This window comes from Novosphingopyxis sp. YJ-S2-01 (assembly GCF_016093175.1).
Taxonomy (GTDB): domain Bacteria; phylum Pseudomonadota; class Alphaproteobacteria; order Sphingomonadales; family Sphingomonadaceae; genus Novosphingopyxis; species Novosphingopyxis iocasae.
Map to the genome: position 1 here is coordinate 718,890 of NZ_JAEDAI010000001.1, position 22,142 is coordinate 741,031.

Below are 22,142 nucleotides of genomic sequence, written 5' to 3' on the forward strand. Positions count from 1 at the left end.
ATGGAACTGACGCTCTGGACCTATGAAGGACCGCCGCATATCGGCGCAATGCGCGTCGCCACGGCGATGCGGAATGTGCATTATGTGCTGCACGCGCCGCAGGGCGATACCTATGCGGACCTGCTGTTCACGATGATCGAGCGGCGCGACAAGCGCCCGCCCGTCACCTACACCACCTTTCAGGCGCGCGATCTGGGCGCGGACACCGCAGAGCTGTTCAAGAACGCCGCGCGCGAGGCGGTGGAGCGGTACGATCCGGCACTGCTGCTAGTGGGCGCGTCCTGCACGGCGGAACTGATCCAGGACGATCCCGGCGGCCTCGCCGCGGCACTGGGCCTGGATGTGCCGGTGGTGCCGCTGGAGCTGCCGGCTTATTCCAAGAAGGAAAATTGGGGGGCCGCAGAGACCTTTTACCGCATCGTTCGCGGTCTATGCGCGAATGCGCCGCGGCCGGAGCTCAGCGGTGAAGGTCGCAAGACCGCCAATATCCTGGGTGCGACCGCGCTCGGTTTTCGCCACCGCGACGATCTGAAGGAAATCCATTCCATTCTCGATGCGCTCGGCATCGGTATCAACGTCGTCGCACCGTGGGAGGCGAGCCCGGCGGACATCACGCGGCTGCCGGAAGCGGATTTCAACATCGTCCTCTATCCCGAAGTCGCGCGCACTGCCGCCGATTGGTTGAAACGCGAATTCGGCCAGCCGATGACGTCCGCCGTTCCGATCGGTGTCGGCGCGACCCGCGATTTCATCGAGGAAGTGGCCGCTTTGGCCGGGGTCGACCCCACGCCCGCGCTGAGCCACTCGAACCTGCCCTGGTATTCGCGCTCGGTCGACAGCACCTATCTGACGGGCAAGCGCGTATTCGTGTTCGGCGATGCCACGCACGTCATCGCCGCCGCGCGCGTCGCGACCGAGGAATTTGGCTTCACTCTCGCCGGGATCGGCACTTACAGCCGCGAACTGGCGCGCGAAGTTCGCGCCGTGGCCAAGCAGCATGGCCTGGAAGCGTTGATCGCGGACGATCATCTCGCCGTCGAAGAAGCGATCCGCGCGGCGAGCCCTGAGTTGGTGCTGGGCACGCAGATGGAGCGGCACATCGCCAAGCGCCTCGGCATTGCCTGCGCGGTGATCAGCGCGCCGGTCCATGTGCAGGACTTCCCGGCGCGTCACAGCCCGCAGATGGGTTTCGAGGGCGCGAACGTCCTGTGGGACAGCTGGGTGCATCCGCTGGTCATGGGGCTGGAGGAGCATCTGCTCACCATGTTCCGCGACGATGTGGAATTCCACGATCGGGCAGGCCCCTCGCATCTTGGCGCGGAGCATAAGGCATCGGACCTCGCTCAGGAAGCGATCGCGGATGAGCCCGAACCGCAAAACGACAATGTCGCGCTGTGGGAACCCGAGGCGGAGAAGGAGCTCTCCAAAATCCCGTTCTTCGTGCGCGGCAAGGCACGGCGCAATACCGAGGCGTTCGCCAATGAACGCGGCGTTTCGCGCATCACGCTCGATACGCTGTACGAAGCGAAGGCGCATTATGGCCGGTAAGGGTGCGCCTCTGCACATGGTGGTCGTCACCCTGGACGCGCATCTGACCGCGGTGCTCGAAGAGGCGGCCGACCGCGTGTCGCGGGCGCTGCCGGGCTTCCGCCTGTCGGTCCATATGGCAAGCCGCTGGGCGAACGATCCCGGCGCGGCGGACGCGGCCAATGCGGACATCGCGCGCGCGGACATCATCGTCGCGCATATGCTGTTTCTGGAAGATCATTATCTGCCGGTGATCGACGCACTGAAAGCGCGACGCGAAGAGTGCCTCGCCATGATGGGCTGCCTGTCGGCCGGCGAAGTGGTGAAGCTCACCCGCCTCGGCAAATTCCGCATGGACAAGGAGGCGGGCGGCGCGCTCGCGATCCTGAAGCGGCTGCGCGGCCGCGCCAAGGGGCCGGAAACGGCCGGGGCACGGCAGATGGCGCTGCTGCGCCGCCTGCCCAAGATCCTGCGCTTCATCCCCGGCACCGCGCAGGATGTGCGCGCCTATTTCCTCGGCATGGGCTATCTGCTCGCCGGGTCTGCCGAGAATATGGAAGGCCTGATCCGCCACCTCGTTGCGCGCTACGCCCCCGATCGCGGGCTCGGCGAAGGCGCGGAGCCGGTGCATTATCCCGATGTCGGGCTCTATCACCCGCGTCTGGCGGGGCAGATCACCGAAGATGCCACGAAGCTGCCGCGTGTCGATGGTGCGAAGGGCCGCGTCGGCCTGCTGCTGATGCGTTCCTATGTGCTCGCCTCGGACACCGGTCATTATGACGGAGTGGTCGCCGCGTTGGAGGCACAGGGGCTGGACGTCGTGCCCGCTTTCGCCAGCGGTCTCGATTCGCGCCCGGCGGTCGAACGCTTCTTCCTGCGCGACGGCGCGCCTGCAGTCGATGCGGTGGTCTCGCTCACCGGTTTCTCGCTCGTCGGCGGCCCGGCTTATAATGATGCGGGCGCGGCGGTGGAGCTGCTGAAAAAGCTCGATGTGCCCTATCTCGCCGCGCAGGCGACCGAGTTCCAGACGCTGGAAGGCTGGAAGAGCTCTGCGCACGGGCTGACCCCGGTGGAAACGGTGATGATGGTCGCTCTGCCGGAGCTCGACGGCGCGGCGGTGCCGATGACCATCGGCGGGCGCGCGGCTGAAGGCAGCGCCATGGCCGTCGATTCCGAGCGCGCCGATATGCTGGCGCGCCGCGTCGCCAAATTAGTTGCGCTGCGCAACACGCCGGTGGCCGAGCGCCGCATCGCGATCACCCTGTTCAACTTCCCGCCCAATGCCGGGGCGACGGGCACCGCGGCCTATCTCTCGGTCTTCGCCTCGCTCTGGAACGTGCTCGTCGATCTGAAGGCCGCGGGTCACGCCGTCGATCTGCCTGAAAGCCGGGAGGCAATGACCGCCGCGATCCTGGCAGGAAACGCCGTGCGCCACGGTGCGCCCGCCAACGTCTTTACCGAGATCGGCGCCGACGATCATATCCGGCGTGAACCGCATCTGCGTGATATCGAAGCGCAATGGGGCGCGGCGCCCGGCAAGCAGCAGTCCAATGGCCGCGCGATACAGCTCTACGGCGCGCAGTTCGGAAACGTCCTGGTCGGCGTGCAGCCGGCCATGGGCTATGAAGGCGATCCGATGCGCCTGCTGTTCGACGGCAGCTTTGCGCCTACCCATGCCTTCAGCGCCTATTATCGGCACCTTCGCGAGGACTTCGGTGCCCATGCGCTGCTGCATTTCGGCACCCATGGCGCACTGGAATTCATGCCCGGAAAGCAGGCGGGCCTGACCGGCGATTGCTGGCCCGAGCGGCTGATCGGCGATGTGCCGCATTATTATCTCTACGCGGCGAACAACCCGTCCGAGGCCGCGATCGCCAAGCGCCGCGGCATGGCCGTGACGATCAGCCACCGCACCCCGCCGCTCGCCAAGGCCGGGCTTTATGCAGAACTGGGCGAGCTGAAGGCCTCGCTCGCGCGCTGGTTCGATGCGTCGGCCCGCCGCGATGGGTTGCTGGAGCTGATCGCCACCCAAGCTGCCGCCCTCGATCTGATCGACGACGAAGCCGCGCTGACCGAAGCGGACATCGACGGCCTGTCCGCCGATCTGGCCGAGCTGGAAGCGACGTTGATCCCCAGCGGGCTGCACGTCGTCGGCCAGCCGATGGATGCGAACGCCGCCGAAGAGCTCGCCGCCGAAATGGCCGCTGCGCAGGATGCCGATATTGGCGAAATCCGCGAACGGCTGCTGGCCGAAACCGAACTGCCCGCGCTGCGCCACGCATTGGGCGGCGGCTATATCGCGCCGGTAGCGGGCGGCGATATCCTGACGACCGGCGATGTGCTGCCGACGGGCCGCAACATCCACGGCTTCGATCCCTTCCGTATGCCTACCGCGTTCGCCTGCGCGGACGGGGCGCAGCAAGCCGATCGTCTGCTCGCCCGGCACGCCGAAGAGGGCAAGGGCCTGCCCGCGAGCATCGCGATCGTGCTGTGGGGCACCGATACGCTGAAATCGGGCGGTGCGCCGATCGGCCAGGTTCTGGCGCTCTTGGGTGCGCGCCCGCGGTTCGATGGCTTCGGCCGCCTGGCGGGCGCGGAACTTATTCCGCTGGAAGAGCTCGGCCGCCCGCGCATCGACGTAGTGGTGACGCTGTCCGGTATCTTCCGTGACCTGTTGCCGTTGCAGGTGAAGCTGATCGCCGAAGCCGCCTGGCTGGCAGGCGAGGCGGATGAGCCGGAAGCGCAGAATTTCGTCCGCGCGCACCGCATGGCGGAAATTGCCGCCGGGGCCGATCCGGAGGTGGCGTCGCTGCGCGTTTTCTCGAACGCCGAAGGGGCTTACGGCGCCAACGTCAATCATCTGATCGAGGCGGGCCTGTGGGAAGGCGAGGATGAGCTGGCCGACCAGTTCGCCGCGCGCAAGGGCTTCGCCTATGGCCGCGACGGCAAGGCAAGCGCGCAGCCCAAGCTGCTCGATTCGCTGCTCGGCCATGTCGACCTAGCCTATCAGAACCTGGAATCCGCCGAACTGGGCGTCACCTCGATCGACCATTATTTCGATTCGCTGGGCGGCATGACCCGCGCCGCCAGCCGCCGCGGCGGGGCCACCGTGCCCGTCTATATCGGCGATCACACCGGCGGGCGCGCCAAGGTGCGCACCATGGCCGAACAGGTGGCGCTGGAAACGCGCACCCGCGCGCTCAACCCGCGCTGGTATGAGGCGATGCTGGATCACGGCCAGGAAGGCGTGCGGCATATCGAAGCGTCGGTGACGAACACCTTCGCCTGGTCCGCAACCACCGGCCAGGTGCAGCCCTGGGTCTATCAGAAGCTGACGCAGACCTATGTGCTGGACCCGGCGATGCGCCGGCGCCTGTCCGAACTCAATCCCACCGCCTCTGCCCGCATGGCCCACCGCCTGATCGAGGCGCATGACCGCCACTATTGGACCCCCGACGCCGCCACCCTCGCCGCGCTGCACGATGCCGGCGACGAACTCGACGATCGTATGGAAGGAATCGCCGCATGAGTACCGCGACGCTGCTCGAACGCGCTGCCGGACGCCGCCCGGACGGGGAGGGCTCGGTCCAGTACAAGCCCGATCCCTCGCTGAAAATCGACGGGGCGCAGGTGTTCGCCATCTACGGCAAGGGGGGTATCGGCAAATCCACCACCAGCTCGAACCTTTCGGTCGCCTTCTCCATGCTGGGCAAACGCGTGCTGCAGATCGGCTGCGATCCCAAGCATGACAGCACGTTCACGCTCACCAAGGCGCTCTGTCCCACGGTGATCGACATCCTGGCGGAGGTCGATTTCCATTCCGAGGAGCTGCGGCCCGAGGACTATGTGTTCGAAGGCTATAACGGCGTGATGTGCGTGGAGGCCGGCGGCCCGCCCGCAGGCACGGGCTGCGGCGGCTATGTGGTCGGCCAGACGGTGAAGCTGCTGAAGGAGCATCACCTGTTGGAAGATACCGATGTCGTGATCTTCGATGTGCTGGGCGATGTGGTGTGCGGCGGTTTCGCAAGCCCGCTGCAGCATGCCGACAAGGCGATGATCGTCACCGCCAATGATTTCGATTCCATTTTCGCGGCGAACCGCATCGTCTCCGCGATCCAGGCGAAGGCGAAGAATTACGACGTGCGTCTGGCGGGCGTGATCGCCAATCGCAGCCGCGATACGGACGAGATCGACCGGTTCAACGCGCAGACGGGCCTGAAGCGCCTGGCCCATTTCGGCGATCTCGATGCGATCCGGAAGAGCCGCCTCAAAAAGGCGACGATCTTCGAAATGGGCGACGATCCGGACATCGTGGCCGTGCAGAAGGAATATCTGCGCCTCGCCCAGTCGCTGCTCGACGGCGTGGAGCCGCTGGAGCCGCGTCCGATGATCGACCGCGAGCTGTTCGACTTTCTGGGGTATGACTGATGGCCAGCGCCACATACGATCTGCGCCGGGCCGAGCTCACCCGCTATTTCGATCGCACTGCGGCCGATGCCTGGGAAAAGCTGACGTCCGATGCGCCGGTCAGCCGCGTCCGCGCGACGGTGCGTGCCGGGCGGGACCGGATGCGCGCGCTGCTACTGTCGCGCCTTCCTGCCGATCTAGCGGGCACCACCCTGCTCGATGCAGGCTGCGGCACGGGCGCGCTGGCCGTGGAGGCGGCGGGCCGCGGCGCGCAGGTGACCGCGATCGACGTCAGCCCGCGCATGATCGAGATTGCGGGCGACCGCTATGAGGGCGCGACCATCGATTTTCGCGCCGGCGACATGCTTTCGCCCGAACTGGGCCGCTTCGACCATGTCGTCGCGATGGATTCGCTGATCCATTACGCCGCCGCCGATATCGTGTCCGCGCTGGCGGGCCTTGCCGCGCGCACGGAACGCTCGATCCTGTTCACCATCGCACCCTCAACCCCGCTACTGGCCGTCATGCACCGCGTCGGAAAGCTCTTCCCGCGCGGCGACCGGGCGCCCGCGATCGAGCCGGTGGCCCCCGCGAAGCTGGCCCGGCTCATCGCGGGCGATCCGCGCCTTTCCGGCTGGCGGATCGCGCATCAGGAGCGCGTGACCAGCGGGTTCTACATGAGCCAGATGATGGAGCTGGTTCGCCGATGAGCGCATTTGCCGCCCGAGCTGTACGCATCTGGCGCGCCATTCCGGCCGAGCTGCTTCCGCTCGCCGAGGCGGCGGAGGGGTTGCCGATGGGCCGCCTGCTGCGCCTCAGCCTGGTGCAGGTGAGCGTGGGCATGGCGCTGGCGCTGCTGAACGGCACCCTCAACCGAGTGATGATCGTGGAGATGGGCATTCACGCAGGATTGGTCTCCGCGATGATTGCGCTGCCGTTGCTGATTGCACCGGTACGCGCGCTGATCGGCCAGAAGTCCGATCATCATCGCTCCGTGTTCGGCTGGCGGCGGGTGCCTTATATCTGGCTCGGCACCATGGCGCAGTTCGGCGGCCTCGCGCTGATCCCGATGTCGCTGATGCTGATGGGCCACGCGCCGACCGCTTCCGGTTTGCTTGCCGGAGAGATGGGCGCGTTGCTCGGTTTCTTCCTGGTCGGTATCGGCCTTCATACCGAACAGACCGCCGCGCTGGCGCTCGCCTGCGACGCTGCGCCGGAGGACAAGCGTCCGCGCGTGGTGGCATGGATGTACGTCTCGCTGCTGCTCGCCATGGTGTTGAGCGCGCTCGTCTTCGGCTGGCTGCTGGACGATTTTACGCCGCGCCGCCTGTTCATGGCGGTCAGCGGCGCGGCGATGGTCACCGTGGGGCTGAACATCGTGGCGCTGTGGAAGCAGGAGGGGCGGGGATCGGCTCCGCAGCGCAGCGACGATGCGCCGGTCAGCCTGATCGCCTCTTGGCGCGCCTTCGATCGCGGTGGGCGCGCGCGGCGCATGCTGGTTGCCGTTGGCCTCGTCACCATGGCGTTCAACATGCAGGATGTGCTGCTGGAGCCCTATGGCGGCGAGATCCTGGGCCTGTCGGTCGGCGCGACGACGCTCCTGACGGCGATCTGGGCGGTCGGCTCGCTCGGCGGATTCTGGATGGCGCAGCGCGGATTGCGCATGGGCCGCGATGCCTATCTGCTGGCCGCTTATGGCGCGATCATCGGTTTGCCCGCCTTTGCCGCGGTGATCTTTTCCGGCGCGCTCGATGCACCGTGGATGTTCCGTACCGGCGCATTCCTGATCGGGCTGGGCGGTGGCCTTGCATCGGTCTCGCTGCTTCACGCCGCGACCGCGCTGGCGGAGGAAGGCAGCTTCGGCTTCGCCATCGGCGCCTGGGGCGCGGTGCAGGCCAGCGCGGCTGGCCTTTCCATTGCGTTCGGCGGCGTGCTGAGGGACTGGCTTCACGCCAGCGGCGCGGGCCGGACGGTGATGGGCGAGGCGGCTCCCTACGTCCTCGTCTATCACATTGAAATCGCGCTGCTGTTCGCCGCGCTGATCGCGTTGGGGCCGATGGTCAGCCGCGCACGTACTGCCGCCCGTCCGGTCGGGCTCGCGGAATTTCCCTCATGATTGCTAGCTGGAGGACATCATGCCGATAGGGGCCTTTACCGAAAGCCTGGACCTTCCGCTGGTCTTGGTGAACGTCTTTTTCCTCTTCTTCCTGTGCCTTGTCTATTACCTGCGCCAGGAGGATAAGCGGGAGGGCTATCCGCTCGTCTCCGATCGGACGGAACGCTCGGACGGCCGCGTGGACGTGGTCGGCTTCCCGCCGCTTCCCAGTCCCAAGACGTTTATCCTACCGCATGGCGAGGGCACCACACAGGCCCCGCATCCAGAAGAGATCGAGGAGGTGCCCAGCGCCTTTGCCGGCAACCGCAGCGGCCTGCCGGTGAACCGCGAAGCGGCTGCGCTCGGCACGCGCCTTGGCCCTGGCTCCTGGACGGTACGGCGTGATCTGCCCGAGCTTACCCACAATGCGACCCCGGTGTTTCGTCCGCTACGCTTCGCAACCGCTTTCGACGTGATGAAGGGGGAACCCGATCCGCGCGGCTACACCGTCCTCGGCATGGATCGCCGCATCGCCGGAACGGTCACCGACATCTGGGTGGACGAGAGCGAGCATATGGCCAAGTTCCTTGAGGTGGAGCTTGCCTCCGATGTCTTCGGGCTGCGCAGCGAGGATGCCCGTCCCGAACGCGAGATGGAAACGGTGGGTGTCGTCGTGACCGATGAGATTATCGAGACGCCGCGCGGCACGGTGGAACGCATCGAAGTCGACGAAATCGTCGCGCCGGCGGAAATCTCGGATGACGAATACGGCGCGGGCGACTGGGAGCGCAGCCCTGCGCCGCGCGGCTCCATCCTATTGCCGATGGATTTCGCCGCGGTGAGCAAGCTGCACGGCACGGTCAGCTGCGGCGCAATCACCGCCGATCAGTTCGCCGGTGTGCCCGGCCGCAAGTTCGATACGGTGATTACTTCGCTCGAGGAGAACCAGCTGCGCGGCTATTATGGCGGCGGCTATCTCTGGGCCGATCCGAAGCGGGCGGAGCCGGTGCTGTGAGCGTGCAGCGCGGCCTGACGGATGCCGAGCGTGCCGCCGGGCTCGATGGCACGCTGCCGGCCGGTGAGACGATCCTGTGGCAGGAAAAACCGCAGCCGCGCGCGCTGACCCGTAGCATTTTCCATGCACGCGGCCTGGCAACCTATTTCGGTACGGCGGCGCTGCTCGTCTTCATGCTCAGCGTGGTGGAATATCCGGTGGGGCAGGCGGTTGCGGTCACTACGCTGCTGCTGCCCTTTTTCGGGCTGGCTTATGGCATTCTCGCGCTGATCGGGCGGGCGACGGCGCGGGCGACCACCTACACGCTCACCAACCGGCGGGTGATCCTGCACATCGGCATCGCCTATGAAATGACGGTCAGCGTGCCGCTTTCCGCCGTCCGCAACGCCTCGCTGCGCCTGCGTCCGGATGGCAGCGGAGAGATCGCGCTGAAGGTCACCGATGTGAACAATGTGCGTTATATCGCGCTGTGGCCGCATGCGCGCGCCTGGCATTTCCTGAAACCCCAGCCGATGCTTCGCGGGCTTTCGAATCCGGACCGGGTTGTCGAGACGATCGGCGAAGCGCTGATCGCGTTCAACGCCACCGGTCGCCGCGCCGTCCCGGCGGAGCGCTACGCCGAAGCGGCCACGGCGCGTGAGGCGGTGGCCGCGTGACCGTTCTGACCGACTTTTCCGGCGAACCACGCGAATCCCGCCCAGCCGCGCATGATCACGACCAGATACATGTGCCGCGTCCGGTCATCTGGCTGACGCTGGCGCTGATCCTGTTTACCATCGCCGCGGTCAGCATCGGGCGCATTTACGACATCGGCCTCACGCGCGAGGGCGCGCTGGCGGAGACCCGCGCCGTCAGCTTCCGTTTCCGTGCGCCGCCGATCGGCGAGACGCCGATCGCCATTGTTGCCACCCGCGCCGATGGCAGCAGCGTCGTTCTCGCCAAGGAAAATGAGGAAACTTTCCCCCGCCTGATCCTGCGCAGCTTTTCCAATATCCGCATGCGCGAAGGCGTTGATCCCGACACGCCGATCCAGCTGATCGAGACCGCAGACGGGCAGCGCCTGCTCGTCGATCCCGCCACGCATCGCACGATGCGGCTGGCCGCGTTCGGCCCGGAAAATCAGGAAATGTTCGATCCGGTGTTCGAAAGCAGTCCGGAGAAAGGGCCCGCGATATGACGCGCCGCCGTTTCCAGTCCGGTTGCCTGGTAGAGGTGGTGAACCGTTTCGAGAGCCTGGGCGCCCATGTCCAGCTTGACGGCGATGTCGCATTGGAGCCGGGCGACCGCGTGATTGTTCACGGCCCGCCGATCGTGGTGCCCTATGGCGAAAGCCACAGCGAGCGGCGCACCGCCACCGTTACCCGCGCAGGGCCGCTGCGCGCCTTCTGGGCGCGCCATGTTGCGCAATGGGATCTTACCTCGCTTTACGAAGTCGGCTTCGACGGAGAACCCGCATGACCGCTTATGCCTCGATCAAGCCTGCCGACAAGGCGGCGCCTAACGAAACCACAAGCGAGGCCCAACGCGACACGCTGCTCTCTCCGCGCTTTTACACCACCGATTTCGACGAGCTTGACCGCACGGACGTGTCGCCGGTTCGCGAAGATTGGGATCAGGTGGTCGCCGAGCTGGCCGAGGACGGCAACCGCCGCCACTTCAAACGCAACGACAACTGGGTGGTGCCGAGCCTGGACAGCTACCCGCCCGAATTGCAGCGCGAATTCGTGGACTTTCTTGTGAGCTCACTGACGGCCGAATTTTCCGGCTGCGTCCTCTACAAGGAAATGAAGCGGCGCGGCACGAACGAGGATATCTGCCGCCTGTTCGGCTATATGAGCCGCGACGAAAGCCGGCATGCGGGCTTCATCAACGATGCGCTGAAGGATTTCGGCATCGGCGTGAATTTGGGCTTTTTAACGCGCGAGAAGAAATACACCTTCTTCAAACCGAAGTTCATCTTCTACGCGACCTATCTGTCCGAAAAAATCGGTTATGCGCGCTATATCACCATCTATCGGCATCTGGAAAAGCATCCCGAGCGCTGCTTCCACCCGATTTTCCAATGGTTCGAGCAATGGTGCAACGACGAGTTCCGTCATGGCGAAGCCTTCGCACTGCTGATGAAGGCCGATCCGAAGCTGACCGCCGGGCGCAACCGCTGGTGGATCCGCTTCTTCCAACTCGCCGTCTACTGCACGATGTATGTGCGCGATCATGACCGGCCCGCTTTTTTCGCGGCGCTGGGCATGGAGCCGGGCAAGTTCGGCCGCGACGTGTTCCGGCTGACCAACGAAATCTCGAAGCAGATCTTCCCGAGCCTGCACGATGTCGACGATCCGCGCTTCCTCGCGGGCCTCGAAAGAATGCGCAAGATCGGCGAAGGCTTTGCCGCCAGCCGCAAGAAGGGCCGCATCCTCGGCGGTCTTCAGCGCTTGGGCCTGCGCGCTCGCGCCGCCGGTGTGTTCGCGCGGCTCTACTTCCTGCCGCAGCAGCAAAACACGCCGCCCGCTTCCCCTGTGCTTCAGCCAACCTGGTGACCTGATATGACCATCGCCCTAGCCATCATCTTCGCGCTGTTCATCTGGTGGGCCAGCACGGTCGCGATCATCTATCTCGACGGACTGAAGCCGCACACCTTCAAATACAGCCTGGCGGGCATGACGGTGGTGACCATCGCCTCGCTCTACGGCCTGTATCTCACGAAGAACGATCCGACCGTTCAGGGCGCCTATATCGCGTTTACCTGCGGTCTGCTCGCTTGGGGCTGGCAGGAATGCAGCTTCTATATGGGAATGGTGACGGGCCCGCGGAAACAGGCCTGCCCGGAAAACTGCAAGGGCTGGGCGCATTTCGGCCATGCCATTCAGACCAGCCTTTATCATGAGCTGGCGATCATCGCCTCGGCGATCCTGGTGGTTGCGCTCACCTGGGGCGGGGCGAACCAGATCGGCACCTGGACCTTCATGATCCTGTGGTGGATGCATCAGTCCGCCAAGCTCAACGTGTTCCTGGGCGTGCGCAACCTGAACGAGGAGTTCCTGCCCGAACATCTCACCTTCCTGAAGGGTTTCCTCAACAAGAAGGCGATGAACCTGCTGTTCCCGTTCAGCGTCACCATCTCCACCGTCATCACGGTTATCGTGGCGATGCGGGCCTTTGCCGGGGATGCGACCGCGTTCGAGCAGGTGGGCTACAGCTTCCTCACCGCCATGATGGCGCTGGCGATCCTGGAACATTGGATGCTGGTGCTGCCGATGCCCGCGGGCAAGTTGTGGAATGCAGGTCTGAAATCGCGCGGCAATGCCCGCCCGTTCGATGCGGAAATCGTCGTCGGCTTCCTGGGCGCGGGCAAAACCACTTTCCTGAAGCGCGTGCTGGCCGCCGCCGATCCGTCGGTGAAGACGGTCGTGCTGGTCAACGATTTCGGCGAGCTCGGCATCGATGCAGGGCTTCTGAACGGCGACAGCGCCGAAGTGGTCGAGCTGCCCAATGGCTGCATCTGCTGCAGCTTGCGCGGCGATGTCACCACCCGCCTGCGCTCGGTGATCGAGGAGCAGCAGCCCGACCGTATCCTGATCGAGCCATCGGGCGTCGCCGATGTCGCGGCGCTGATGGGCGTGATGGAAGCGCCCGAGCTGAAGCCGCTCGTCCGCTCGATCACGCTGTGGACGGTGATCGATGCCGCCGCGTTCCTGGCGGATTACGCGCGCCTCCACGATTATTTCACGGTCCAGGCGCGTCTTGCCCCGGCCTTCGTGCTCAACAAGACTGATCTGGTCGATGCCGCGGAGCTCGCCGCCGTCACCGAGACCCTGCACATGATCAATCCGGAAGCGGAAATCCTGCCGGCCAAACATGGTGCGATCGATCCCGCGCGGCTCACCGCCGGGCCGAAGCTGGAGGCCAGGCCCGACGCGGCGCATGACCATGATCATGAGCACGATCATCATCACGGCCACGATCACCACGCCGCACCCGCGCTCGGTTTTGCGAATATGAGCCTGCGTCTGCCGCAGCCAATCCCCGTCGCGGCCCTGCGCGCGAAGTTGGATCGGCTTGTTGCGGGCGAGGCTGGGCGGATCGAACGCCTCAAAGGCCTTGTCCCCAGCGGCGAGGGCTGGCTGCGCTTCGATATCTCCGGCGGCCGCGCGCAGATCATGATCCACGCGCCGCGCGAAGACGAAGAGCCGCGCGTCATGATCATCGGCAGCGGCCTGGACCGCGAGAAATTGACCGAAATGTTCCAGTCGGGCGGGGCGCCGGTCGCGCGCCTCGTCGCGAACGCCTGAGGGAGGATAATATGGATTTCGAACGCTTCTTCGAGGACAAGCTGGACGAGCTGAAACAGGCCGGCAACTATCGCTATTTCGCCGATCTGGAACGCCGCGCCGGGCACTTCCCGCGCGCTCTGCACCATGGCGAAACCGGTTCGCGCGATGTCACCGTCTGGTGTTCGAACGACTATCTCGGTCAGGGGCAGAACCCGCTGGTGCTCGCCGCGATGGAAGATGCGCTGCAGGAATGCGGCGCGGGCGCGGGCGGCACGCGCAACATTTCCGGCACCACGCACCATCATGTCCTGCTGGAGCGTGAGCTGGCGGACTGGCACGGCAAGGAAGCCGCGCTGCTCTTCACCTCCGGCTATATCTCCAACTGGGCGACGCTCGGCACGCTGGCGGCGAAGCTGCCCGATTGCCTGGTGCTGTCGGATGCGAACAACCATGCCTCGATGATCGAGGGCATTCGCCACAGCCGCGCCGAATACAAAATCTTCAAGCATAATGATCCCGCCGATCTGGAGCGCCTGCTGGCCGAGGCTGATCCGGCACGGCCCAAGCTGGTGGCGTTCGAAAGCGTCTACTCGATGGACGGAGATATCGCGCCCATCGCGCAGATCTGCGACGTGGCCGAACGCTACGGCGCGATGACCTATCTGGATGAGGTGCACGCCGTGGGCATGTACGGCCCGCGCGGCGCCGGCATCGCGGAGCGCGAAGGGCTGTCGCACCGCCTCACGGTGATCGAGGGCACGCTGGGCAAGGCCGTGGGCGTCGTCGGCGGCTATATCGCGGCTTCCGCGAAGCTCGTCGATTTCATCCGCAGCTTTTCGAGCGGCTTCATCTTCACCACCGCGATCCCCCCCGCCATCGCCGCGGGCGCGGCGGAAAGCATCCGCTATCTGAAAAAGCACAGCAATGAGCGGGACGGCCAGAAGGAACAGGTCGCCTATCTGCGGCAGAAGCTGGACCGGGCGGGTATTCCGCACATGGAAAATGAAAGCCACATCGTGCCCGTCATGATCGGCAATGCCGAGAAATGCCGGCGTCTGGGCGATTGGTTGCTGGAGCGGCACGGTATCTATGTGCAGCCGATCAATTATCCCACCGTGCCCAAGGGCACAGAGCGGCTGCGCTTCACGCCCTCGCCCTGCCACAGCCATGCGGATATCGATGCGCTGGTCGATGCGCTCGCGGATCTATGGGGCCAGTGCGCGCTGGCGCATGTGGCCAAGGCCGCCTGACGGGCCGCCGCGCCATGGCCTCCCGCCCCGATTTCGACAATGTCGGCACTGCGGAGGAAGAAACCGCCCATGGCATGGCGCGCCCTTCGCTCAACAAGTTGAACGAGTCCCCGGCGACCCGAATATTCCACATCCTCGAACGGCTGCTGCTAATTTTCGTGGCGCTCATGACGTTGGGCGGCGCGGCCAGCGAGGTTTACGGTATCTGGTTGCGGCAAGAGCTGAACCTGGCCGACATCCTGCTGATGTTCATCTATACAGAGGTGATCGGCATGGTTGCGGTTTTTTACACGGGCCGCGCGACCACGTTCGTCTTCCCCATCTTCATCGCGATTACCGCTCTGGCGCGTCTGATCATTTTACAGGGCAAGGAAATGGCGCCCGAAAACATCGTGTTTGAGGCAGGCGCTATCCTGCTCCTCACCGTTGCCGCCACGCTGATGCTGCGGATCAGCCGCCGATGAAGGCGAACCTTTTGGCGGCCCGCGCTTTGTCCGGCGCATGAGCGGTCTGCGCGAAAGCCTGGAAGGCAAATACACCCCCACGCTGCTGATCGCCCTGATCGCGCTGGTGCCCTATATCCTCGTCACCAGCGCCTCCACGCTGTACCAGCCCGATATCCTGAAAGGCGTCGGCATTTCCAAGAGCGGGGCGACGCTCGCCAGCTCCTTCGCTACCGCCGCCTATGCGTTCGGCGCGCTGTTGTGCGGGGATCTGGTGAACCGCTTCCGCAAGCACCGCCTCTTCCCCATTTGTGGGGGCATCGCCGCTGTGGGTTGGGCGCTGGCAGCCTTGGCGACCGGCCCCGCTTCCTATGCGATTGGTACGGTGCTGCAAGGCTTCGGCACCGGCATGCTACTGGTGGTTGCGCTGCCGCCTACCATCCAGAACTTCAGTTGGAAGCGCGTGTCGCTTACCGCGATGTTTATCAATATCGGCCTGTTCGGCGCGGTCGCGGCGGGGCCGCTGCTCGGCGGGGCGATCGCTGCGCTGCAGGGCTGGCGCTGGCTTTATGGCGCGTTCGCGGTGCTGGCCGGCGGGGCTTCGCTTCTCTCGATGGTCATCATCCCGGATGAGGAGCCGCCCAACCCCGGCTTGCGGTTCGATTGGCCCGCGCTTCTGCTGGGCCTGGGCGCCACGTTCCTGCCGTTCGGTGGCATCGCCATGGTGGGCGCTGCGGGGTTCGGCTCCCCGCTTGTCTACCTTCCGCTGGGCGTCGGGCTCATCTGTTTCTTCGCGCTGCTCCTCGTAGAATTTCACCATGATGAGCCGCTCGCCCCGGTGAAGAAGATGTGGAACACCATCCCCGTCATCGGAACGCTGGTCGCCACCATCGGCGGCGGCGTGTTCGTTACACTGATGGAGCTGACCATCGAGCTGGATCAGAAAGTGGGCGGCGAGGCTCCGCTGAAAACAGGGATCATGTTCTGGCCGCAGCTGGCTTCCGTGCTCGTCGCGGCGGTCCTTCTGGGCGCGCTGTTCAAGACGCGCTGGCTGCCCGTACTCGTCCTCATCGGCATGCTGTCGCTGTGCACGGGCGGCGGACTTCTTTTGATGGCGAAGACGCCCGATCACCAGACGCTGCTAATGGTCGCGGTAGGCCTGCTCGGTTTCGGCGCGGGTACCACCGTCAGCCCGGGCCTGTTCCTTGCCGGCATGTCGCTGAAATCCAATGTACTCGGCCGAATCGTAGCGCTGGTGGAGCTTGTCCGTTCGGTCGGAGATTTCATCATCGCACCGGTGATGGTGGCGCTGTCGAAAAGCTTTTCAAGCGGCGGCAGCGTGGACAGCGGCGGCATCGCCGATTCGGTGCTGATCAGCGTGATCGTCTGCGCCGGCACCGTGATCCTGTGCATCGCACTCTATTGGGGCGGTCGCATGGGCCTGCCAAAGCCGAAGATCCAACAATGGCTGGAGGAAGACGGCGTCGCCCTGGAAAGTCCGCCGCTACTCGCACGGTGGCGCTGACGATCCAGCGCTTTAGATCCGCGTTGCCTGAAGCAAGGGGCGATCAATCTACCCGGGCGCGTGGGAAATGCTGCACCGCCGACGTTATTTCCACCCAGGCATGTTTGCGATCCTCCCATACGGATCGAACCGGTTGCATGTCGTGAGCGTCATCGAACAGCCCGATTGGTATGCCGGTCACATCCGGATTTTTGGCGCCTTTCATCAGCACCGTAACCCCGCATTCCGGACAGAATCGTTGTTCGAAGACTCCGCCCGCGGCGGTCGGACGGGAAAAGCGCCTGGCCGCCCCTTCGATCTCGATTTCGCCATGCGGATAATAGGCTGCCACTCCGAAGGGAGCGCCCGATCGCTTCTGGCAGTCCGTGCAATGGCAGGCGACGACGGCCTTCGTCGGACCGGGCACGGTCACACGCAATTGTCCGCAGTGACAGGAAGCCCTCATCGCAACAGCCTTTCTGATCGGTTTTGCCTATTTAAACGTCCCGCCGCGCCGGGCAAATCTGCTTCATCGGCTGGCGAAGTAAGCTAACTGCGCGCTGTCTCGGCTGCGGCGTCGAACGTATCGATCGTTTTTGATAGCAGGTTCAGAAATTGGCTGCGCTCATCGGAAGAAAGCCCTGCCAGCGCGCTGGCATTGACCGCTAGCGCCGCTTCGATCGCCGGCACCTGCAGTTTTCGGCCCTTCTCCGTCAACCGGACCTCCTGCGCGCGCCCGTCAGCCTGGCTTGGCCTGCGATCGATCAGGCCGTCGCGCTGCATGCGCATCAGCGTGTTCGCCATAGTCGCCTGCTCGATACCGATCCGACGCACGAGATCGGCTTGGGTCAAGCCATCTTCCTCCCACAGCTGCACCATGATCGGGAAGACGCCGGTCGACAGGCCCAGCGGTTTGATCCGCGTTTGCAGAGCCGCTGCAAAACGTCGGGCAAGATCGTTGATCAGGTATCCAGCGGAGGTGGCGCGCGAAAACTGCATGCCTCCCGTTAGCTTACATAGTGGACTATGCAAACAAATAATAGCAAGCTATGTAACGTCATTGCGAGGCGATCGGAGTCGTCTGCACGCCATGCTTGGAGGAGCTTTTTCATGTCGAAGATCATTCACCCCGTTGCCGGCACGCTTGCTATTCTGCTCATCGGTATCTTCTGGTTCTCCACCCTCATCGCGGAGCTGTTCGGGACCAAGGCGCAGATTATCACCGTAAAGACGGCCATTCCCTGGGGGTTCCTCCTGCTGGTTCCCGCGCTCGCGGCTGCAGGTGGTAGCGGCGCCATACACTCCCGCGGCAGGCGGGGCGGCTTCATAGATCGAAAAATGCGGCGTATGCCGGTTATTGCGGCCAACGGCCTGCTCGTCCTGATCCCCGCAGCACTCTTCCTCTCTTGGAAAGCCGGGGCGGACGAGATTGACGGCGCATTCTATGCCGTTCAGGCACTGGAACTGTTGGCAGGAGCGGTGAACTTTACGCTGCTTGCCCTGAACATGCGGGACGGGCTGCGCATGACGGGCCGCCTTTCCAAGCGCCCCCGCAAGAGATTGCAGCTCTAGCTGGCCGATCGTTGGTGGCGCGTCCACCGGACCGGCGGCGGCACTAAACAAGGTCCGGCGGCCGAAGCCTCAACCTTGGCCGCCGTCCTTCTTCATCCGTGTGCGCCCGATCAGCGCTGCGGTTCGCCCTCATACTGCACCAGCGTGTCGGTGGCCGGATAGCCGACCTTCGGATGACGGGTGAATTGCGGAATCGCCGGGTTCGCTGCGGCCAGCGGATTGGCATAGGGACCCTCCGGCGGCGGTCCGATCAGCGCGGGATAGTAGACGTTGATCATGCCGCCTGTGGGCTTTTCCTGGCCCTGGTGGCAGGTCTTGCAGTCTGCCTTGGCAGAATCGCCCATTTTGCCGAGCAGCTTGGTTTCGGTCAGCGGTGCCAGCTTCGCCAGATAATTCTGGTTCATCATCGTGGTCATGGCGATGCCCGAATAACCGTTCAGGCGGTTGGGCGGGCTTTGCGACCAATCGAATAGCGCGCGGCTGTTGTGGCAATAGGTGCAGTTGACGCCGAGGCCGTCCGACATCTGCATCATCAGGATATACACCTGCTCGGCATAGTCGCGGTCATGCTGCGGGCTTTCGGGCACCTCAGGATGCACCAGCGGATGCTGCGCCTGCTGCGTTTTCCCGATGCCTTTGCCTTCCAGCAGGAACATACGGTTCGGGCGGGTGGGGAAGAATTCGCGGATGGTCTTGGCCTTGGTATTCCAAGGTTGCGGCTTGCCGACGATCCCGCCTTCCGGCGGCACCAGCGGCGCATCCACGAACCAGCGACTGTCGGGCAGGTTCTTGCCCGCATGGCAGCTGAAGCAGGTGATGCCCTGCGAACCGACGTGGTTGGTCCAGTTGGCATTCACGGTGCGCGTCATGACCAGCATCTGCCGCGCGATTTCCTTGCGCGGATTGTCCGCCGAATAAGGCTCGCCCGCCTGGTGGCAGAAGGCACAGCCCTTGTCCGGGGAAACCCAGGCGGTCATCGCCGCCATCGTCCGGTCGAACTCCGCCTTGGAGACGGTGCCCAGCACCTTGACGTTCTGATAGGCCGCACTGGCGGAAGGGCCGCCCGCCGCCACTGGCAGGAACTCGGGCTGCGCCGGATTGGGTTCGGCGCGCGAATCCTTGAACACCACCATCTCGCCCGCCGCCGGGCCGTAATCGGTGGAAAGGATCGGCGGCAAAGACCATTTCGGGATCAGCGTGACACCGCTCACCACCGCAAAAACGGCGGCTGCGCCCGGAAGTATCCAATCCCTGATCATCGGCCTGCTCCCTGTTCAGCCGCAAGCGACGGATCTGCGGGCGTTACGACCGCTGCGGTGCCACCCGGCGCGATATAGCCGTCCAGCGTATTGGGCGGCGTGGTCGGTGCGTACGGATACTCATATTCGGGCACCATGCCGTGCTTCATGCCCCACAGATACCAGTTGTCGACCACCGTGCCCGTCAGGAGCACGCCGATGCCGCCGGCCAGAACCGTCAGGACCGCGAACCACCAGGCCCAGCGGTGGATCGATTCCATCGTGGCGTTGAAGCCCATGGTCCAGCGCCAGAAAAGGGCGGCGCGTTCGGAGGCGGTGCCGCGGTCCACGATTTCGCGGCTTTCCCGCTCGGACCCGTATTTCGAGGTGGCAAGGATGGTGCCGCCGTGCATCGCGAACAGCATGGTCGATCCGTAGAGGAACACGATCGAGAACATGTGGAACGGATTATAGTACCAGTTGCCGTAGAGAACGCTGACCGTCGCGGTCCAGTTAAGGTGCGGAATGATGCCGAAATTGGGTGCCTCGCTCCAGTCACCCATCAGCACCGGGCGGATGAGACCGAGCGAGAGGAACAGGAAGATCGCGCAACCGAAGGCGAGCGCGACATGGCTGCCCATGCCGATCGATTTCGCGCGGCGATACAGCCGTACCCACCACAGGCAGACCGACACCGTCAGGCAGAAGCCGGCGATCAGCCACCAACCGCCCTCGGTGAGCGGCGGGAACAAGGAGAGGCCGTATTTGGCAGGTGGAGGATCGATGCCGTTCCAGATCACGCCCTGGGCAAAGCGCATCGGGTTCCAGTCCGCCTGCGCGGCCATGTTGAGGCCGATGATCTCGAACGCCAGCAATCCGAACAGGATCGAGAGGATGCCCGCCCAGCCCAGATAGAACGGGCCCAGCTGCGGATCGCCGATCTTGCCCAGCAGGCGCACAAAGACGTGCGTGTTGATGCGCTTTTCGTCGCCCGGCGGCAAATCCGGCCCCGGATCGGGGGGACCATCGATCAGCACCTGGCTGTAGAAGCTTTCAAAAACGCCCATGACTGTCAGCTCCCCCTAAAATTTGCCCAGAAGGTTCCAGATCGGCAGCTGGAGATACCAATCGAACCAATAGGGCCAGCCTTGCACCACGAAGGGACCGCTCACGATCATGCAGACCGCGCTCCAGAAACCGGCGTTCAGCGCCAGGAGATAGCCGGCGCGGTGGATGCCGATTTCGCCGACCGAGTAGAAGATCGCGTCGCGCGCCCAGGCATTCTCATGCTCGGCATATTTCACTTCCTTGCCCTTGCCCGGATTGACTGCGGAGAGGACGAGCCCGCCGTGCATCGCCAGGAACATCGTCGTTGCGAAGAAGCAGGTGACGGCCAGGATGTGGAACGGGTTGTAGTGGAAGTGGTAGAATTGATAGCCCACGTTCGACACCCAATCGAGGTGCGCCATGATGCCATAAGGGAAGCCGTGGCCCCATGCGCCGAGCAGCAGCGGACGGAAGACGACCAGGCTGACATAGGCGAATACAGCGAAGCTGAAACCGATGGGGATGTGCCAGCCGATGCCCAGCTTACGGCAAATCTCGATTTCGCGCAGCACCCAGCTGCTGAAAGCGCCGATTGCGCAGATGGTGATGAGCTGCCACAATCCGCCTTCGGCCAGCGGCGCAAAGCCCAGGCCGTATTTGAGCGGCGGCGGCGCGATGGTGATCTGCCAGATCGTATCGGCATGGCCGATAGCCGCGCCCCAGAAAATCAAAAGGCTGCCGAGCAGCGCAAAGAACAGGGCGGTTACCCCGAAAAAACCGACATAGAAGGGCCCGACCCAGAAATCGAACAGCTCTCCGCCGACCAGCGTTCCTCCGCGAACGCGGTACTTCTCTTCGAAGCTCAGCATGCTCATCGCCGGGGCATCCTTCTTTTGCCCATCCAGCGCTTCGGCCGGGTCAGGGCATTGCGTCCGGCCAGCGCCGGTCCGCTATTGTCTGAAAAGTGAGGAGGTGCCCGCGGGCACCGCCCCTTGAAGTTGTCCGCTTATTGCGGTCCCGCGGCCGGAGCCGTGTCGGACGTCGCCGGAAGCGTACCCGCCGGAACGTTCGTGGCCGGGGCCATCGCGCCGCTCTGGGTTGCCGGAGCGCCCGCAGCCGGAGCCATCTCGCCACCCGCTGCCGGACCCATGGGGGCCATCGGCTGCGCCGGATAGATCGCAACCGCTTCCACCTGATCGGAGGAACTGCTGTCGAGCCAGTTGTACTTTTCCGTGCCGAGCAGGATGAAGTGGATCAACAGAGCCAGCACCAGCAGGAAAGCAAACAGGCCGATCAGCGCGCGGCGCGGATCGAAAATCATCCATAATCTCATGAGAGTTTCCTTTCAGGACTTACAGTCCCACGCCCCAAGGCGCGAAAGCGTAAGTGAGAATATGGACGATGAGGGCGAACCCGGTGAAACCGAGGAAGCTGGTCGAGAAGAATTTGTGGAATTCCCTCGCTTCGCTCTCGGTCAGGCCGGACAGGCTCGGCCGGTCTTGCGGATCAAATTTTTCTGCCATAACGGCTTCTCCTCAAACGTCGCTTTCGGATCATCCAGGCAGCGAGAACGCCTGCGCCGCCGCATCGCGGGCGGTGTCGAGTGCGGTGGCAAAGGGGCCGGCGGAACCGGCGGGCCTTGCCCCGAAGCTGCTGGCGAGGGTCACCGGCAGATAAGCGGTGAACACCAGGCCGACGAGAAGATGATATCCAACCGCTGCATTATGCATGCGCCGCATGCGGCCGCCTGCCGGTTTCTCCATCGCCATGATC

The 22,142-nt window shown here is 64.4% G+C and carries 23 protein-coding genes; 15 read left to right on the forward strand and 8 right to left on the reverse strand.

Annotation, left to right across the window (positions count from 1 at the left end; all coding sequences use genetic code 11):
- From bchB to I6A82_RS03520, 14 genes are read left to right on the forward strand one after another with little or no spacing between them, the layout of a single operon-like run.
- The gene (bchB, locus tag I6A82_RS03455; protein WP_198093742.1) at nt 1–1,548 is read left to right on the forward strand and encodes a ferredoxin:protochlorophyllide reductase (ATP-dependent) subunit B; all 1,548 of its coding nucleotides are present in this window, start codon (nt 1–3) and stop codon (nt 1,546–1,548) included.
- Complete coding sequence (locus I6A82_RS03460) at nt 1,538–5,056, forward strand: cobaltochelatase subunit CobN (RefSeq protein WP_198093743.1); 3,519 nt, start codon at nt 1,538–1,540, stop codon at nt 5,054–5,056. Before bchB ends, I6A82_RS03460 begins: the two co-directional genes overlap by 11 nt.
- Nucleotides 5,053–5,955: a ferredoxin:protochlorophyllide reductase (ATP-dependent) iron-sulfur ATP-binding protein gene (gene bchL / locus I6A82_RS03465; RefSeq protein ID WP_198093744.1), complete on the forward strand. Its 903-nt coding sequence runs from the start codon at nt 5,053–5,055 to the stop codon at nt 5,953–5,955. Before I6A82_RS03460 ends, bchL begins: the two co-directional genes overlap by 4 nt.
- Nucleotides 5,955–6,644: a magnesium protoporphyrin IX methyltransferase gene (bchM, locus tag I6A82_RS03470; RefSeq protein ID WP_198093745.1), complete on the forward strand. Its 690-nt coding sequence runs from the start codon at nt 5,955–5,957 to the stop codon at nt 6,642–6,644. The genes bchL and bchM overlap by 1 nt, the downstream gene beginning before the upstream one ends.
- The gene (locus I6A82_RS03475) at nt 6,641–8,050 is read left to right on the forward strand and encodes a BCD family MFS transporter (protein WP_198093746.1); all 1,410 of its coding nucleotides are present in this window, start codon (nt 6,641–6,643) and stop codon (nt 8,048–8,050) included. Before bchM ends, I6A82_RS03475 begins: the two co-directional genes overlap by 4 nt.
- A gap of 19 nt (nt 8,051–8,069) precedes the next feature.
- The gene (gene puhA / locus I6A82_RS03480; protein WP_198093747.1) at nt 8,070–9,044 is read left to right on the forward strand and encodes a photosynthetic reaction center subunit H; all 975 of its coding nucleotides are present in this window, start codon (nt 8,070–8,072) and stop codon (nt 9,042–9,044) included.
- Nucleotides 9,041–9,700, forward strand: coding sequence for a photosynthetic complex putative assembly protein PuhB (gene puhB, locus I6A82_RS03485; RefSeq protein WP_198093748.1), 660 nt, complete (start codon nt 9,041–9,043; stop codon nt 9,698–9,700). Before puhA ends, puhB begins: the two co-directional genes overlap by 4 nt.
- Nucleotides 9,697–10,221 (forward strand): photosynthetic complex assembly protein PuhC, encoded by a 525-nt coding sequence (gene puhC, locus I6A82_RS03490; protein WP_198093749.1) that lies wholly within the window; start codon nt 9,697–9,699, stop codon nt 10,219–10,221. Before puhB ends, puhC begins: the two co-directional genes overlap by 4 nt.
- Nucleotides 10,218–10,502 carry a hypothetical protein gene (locus tag I6A82_RS03495; protein WP_198093750.1) on the forward strand — a complete coding sequence of 95 codons (285 nt, stop codon included), beginning with the start codon at nt 10,218–10,220 and terminating at the stop codon, nt 10,500–10,502. The genes puhC and I6A82_RS03495 overlap by 4 nt, the downstream gene beginning before the upstream one ends.
- Nucleotides 10,499–11,581, forward strand: coding sequence for a magnesium-protoporphyrin IX monomethyl ester (oxidative) cyclase (gene acsF, locus I6A82_RS03500; protein ID WP_198093751.1), 1,083 nt, complete (start codon nt 10,499–10,501; stop codon nt 11,579–11,581). The genes I6A82_RS03495 and acsF overlap by 4 nt, the downstream gene beginning before the upstream one ends.
- Before the next feature lie 6 nt (nt 11,582–11,587).
- On the forward strand, nt 11,588–13,333 hold the full coding sequence (gene puhE / locus I6A82_RS03505; RefSeq protein ID WP_198093752.1) for a putative photosynthetic complex assembly protein PuhE: 1,746 nt from the start codon (nt 11,588–11,590) through the stop codon (nt 13,331–13,333).
- Between the two features lie 11 nt (nt 13,334–13,344).
- Nucleotides 13,345–14,565, forward strand: a complete 1,221-nt coding sequence (gene hemA / locus I6A82_RS03510; protein ID WP_198093753.1) for a 5-aminolevulinate synthase — start codon at nt 13,345–13,347, stop codon at nt 14,563–14,565.
- Between the two features lie 14 nt (nt 14,566–14,579).
- Nucleotides 14,580–15,029, forward strand: coding sequence for a phosphate-starvation-inducible protein PsiE (locus I6A82_RS03515; RefSeq protein ID WP_232343259.1), 450 nt, complete (start codon nt 14,580–14,582; stop codon nt 15,027–15,029).
- 37 nt (nt 15,030–15,066) lie between these two features.
- Nucleotides 15,067–16,533 (forward strand): MFS transporter, encoded by a 1,467-nt coding sequence (locus tag I6A82_RS03520; RefSeq protein ID WP_198093754.1) that lies wholly within the window; start codon nt 15,067–15,069, stop codon nt 16,531–16,533.
- A 43-nt stretch (nt 16,534–16,576) separates the two neighbouring features.
- On the opposite strand, the gene I6A82_RS03525 is transcribed toward I6A82_RS03520, so the two are convergent.
- Both I6A82_RS03525 and I6A82_RS03530 read right to left on the reverse strand, forming a co-directional pair.
- On the reverse strand, nt 16,577–16,978 hold the full coding sequence (locus I6A82_RS03525) for a GFA family protein (protein ID WP_232343260.1): 402 nt from the start codon (nt 16,976–16,978) through the stop codon (nt 16,577–16,579).
- 83 nt (nt 16,979–17,061) lie between these two features.
- Entirely contained in the window at nt 17,062–17,511 is a 450-nt protein-coding gene (locus tag I6A82_RS03530; protein WP_198093756.1) for a MarR family winged helix-turn-helix transcriptional regulator, read from the reverse strand.
- 111 nt (nt 17,512–17,622) lie between these two features.
- Here I6A82_RS03530 and I6A82_RS03535 point away from each other — a divergent pair, with 111 nt between their 5' ends.
- Nucleotides 17,623–18,084 carry a hypothetical protein gene (locus tag I6A82_RS03535; RefSeq protein ID WP_232343263.1) on the forward strand — a complete coding sequence of 154 codons (462 nt, stop codon included), beginning with the start codon at nt 17,623–17,625 and terminating at the stop codon, nt 18,082–18,084.
- A 110-nt stretch (nt 18,085–18,194) separates the two neighbouring features.
- Here I6A82_RS03535 and pufC read toward each other — a convergent pair whose 3' ends face one another.
- From pufC to I6A82_RS03565, 6 genes are all read right to left on the reverse strand, one after another.
- Nucleotides 18,195–19,343 (reverse strand): photosynthetic reaction center cytochrome PufC, encoded by a 1,149-nt coding sequence (gene pufC / locus I6A82_RS03540; protein ID WP_198093757.1) that lies wholly within the window; start codon nt 19,341–19,343, stop codon nt 18,195–18,197.
- Nucleotides 19,340–20,389, reverse strand: coding sequence for a photosynthetic reaction center subunit M (pufM, locus tag I6A82_RS03545; protein WP_198093758.1), 1,050 nt, complete (start codon nt 20,387–20,389; stop codon nt 19,340–19,342). The genes pufC and pufM overlap by 4 nt, the downstream gene beginning before the upstream one ends.
- Nucleotides 20,390–20,404: 15 nt before the next feature.
- Complete coding sequence (pufL, locus tag I6A82_RS03550) at nt 20,405–21,244, reverse strand: photosynthetic reaction center subunit L (protein WP_198093759.1); 840 nt, start codon at nt 21,242–21,244, stop codon at nt 20,405–20,407.
- Nucleotides 21,245–21,375: 131 nt separating this feature from the next.
- Complete coding sequence (gene pufA / locus I6A82_RS03555; protein WP_198093760.1) at nt 21,376–21,702, reverse strand: light-harvesting antenna LH1, alpha subunit; 327 nt, start codon at nt 21,700–21,702, stop codon at nt 21,376–21,378.
- 19 nt (nt 21,703–21,721) lie between these two features.
- Nucleotides 21,722–21,892 (reverse strand): light-harvesting antenna LH1, beta subunit, encoded by a 171-nt coding sequence (pufB, locus tag I6A82_RS03560; protein WP_198093761.1) that lies wholly within the window; start codon nt 21,890–21,892, stop codon nt 21,722–21,724.
- A 30-nt stretch (nt 21,893–21,922) separates the two neighbouring features.
- Nucleotides 21,923–22,138: a hypothetical protein gene (locus tag I6A82_RS03565; RefSeq protein ID WP_198093762.1), complete on the reverse strand. Its 216-nt coding sequence runs from the start codon at nt 22,136–22,138 to the stop codon at nt 21,923–21,925.
- Between the last annotated feature and the right edge of the window lie 4 nt (nt 22,139–22,142).

Coding starts and splice junctions, on each gene's coding strand:
- bchB (WP_198093742.1), top strand. CDS start 1: ATGGAACTGACGCTCTGGACCTATGAAGGACCGCCGCATATCGGCGCA.
- I6A82_RS03460 (WP_198093743.1), top strand. CDS start 1,538: ATGGCCGGTAAGGGTGCGCCTCTGCACATGGTGGTCGTCACCCTGGAC.
- bchL (WP_198093744.1), top strand. CDS start 5,053: ATGAGTACCGCGACGCTGCTCGAACGCGCTGCCGGACGCCGCCCGGAC.
- bchM (WP_198093745.1), top strand. CDS start 5,955: ATGGCCAGCGCCACATACGATCTGCGCCGGGCCGAGCTCACCCGCTAT.
- I6A82_RS03475 (WP_198093746.1), top strand. CDS start 6,641: ATGAGCGCATTTGCCGCCCGAGCTGTACGCATCTGGCGCGCCATTCCG.
- puhA (WP_198093747.1), top strand. CDS start 8,070: ATGCCGATAGGGGCCTTTACCGAAAGCCTGGACCTTCCGCTGGTCTTG.
- I6A82_RS03495 (WP_198093750.1), top strand. CDS start 10,218: ATGACGCGCCGCCGTTTCCAGTCCGGTTGCCTGGTAGAGGTGGTGAAC.
- acsF (WP_198093751.1), top strand. CDS start 10,499: ATGACCGCTTATGCCTCGATCAAGCCTGCCGACAAGGCGGCGCCTAAC.
- puhE (WP_198093752.1), top strand. CDS start 11,588: ATGACCATCGCCCTAGCCATCATCTTCGCGCTGTTCATCTGGTGGGCC.
- hemA (WP_198093753.1), top strand. CDS start 13,345: ATGGATTTCGAACGCTTCTTCGAGGACAAGCTGGACGAGCTGAAACAG.
- I6A82_RS03515 (WP_232343259.1), top strand. CDS start 14,580: ATGGCCTCCCGCCCCGATTTCGACAATGTCGGCACTGCGGAGGAAGAA.
- I6A82_RS03520 (WP_198093754.1), top strand. CDS start 15,067: ATGAGCGGTCTGCGCGAAAGCCTGGAAGGCAAATACACCCCCACGCTG.
- I6A82_RS03525 (WP_232343260.1), bottom strand. CDS start 16,978: ATGAGGGCTTCCTGTCACTGCGGACAATTGCGTGTGACCGTGCCCGGT.
- I6A82_RS03530 (WP_198093756.1), bottom strand. CDS start 17,511: ATGCAGTTTTCGCGCGCCACCTCCGCTGGATACCTGATCAACGATCTT.
- I6A82_RS03535 (WP_232343263.1), top strand. CDS start 17,623: ATGTCGAAGATCATTCACCCCGTTGCCGGCACGCTTGCTATTCTGCTC.
- pufC (WP_198093757.1), bottom strand. CDS start 19,343: ATGATCAGGGATTGGATACTTCCGGGCGCAGCCGCCGTTTTTGCGGTG.
- pufM (WP_198093758.1), bottom strand. CDS start 20,389: ATGGGCGTTTTTGAAAGCTTCTACAGCCAGGTGCTGATCGATGGTCCC.
- pufL (WP_198093759.1), bottom strand. CDS start 21,244: ATGAGCATGCTGAGCTTCGAAGAGAAGTACCGCGTTCGCGGAGGAACG.
- pufA (WP_198093760.1), bottom strand. CDS start 21,702: ATGAGATTATGGATGATTTTCGATCCGCGCCGCGCGCTGATCGGCCTG.
- pufB (WP_198093761.1), bottom strand. CDS start 21,892: ATGGCAGAAAAATTTGATCCGCAAGACCGGCCGAGCCTGTCCGGCCTG.
- I6A82_RS03565 (WP_198093762.1), bottom strand. CDS start 22,138: ATGGCGATGGAGAAACCGGCAGGCGGCCGCATGCGGCGCATGCATAAT.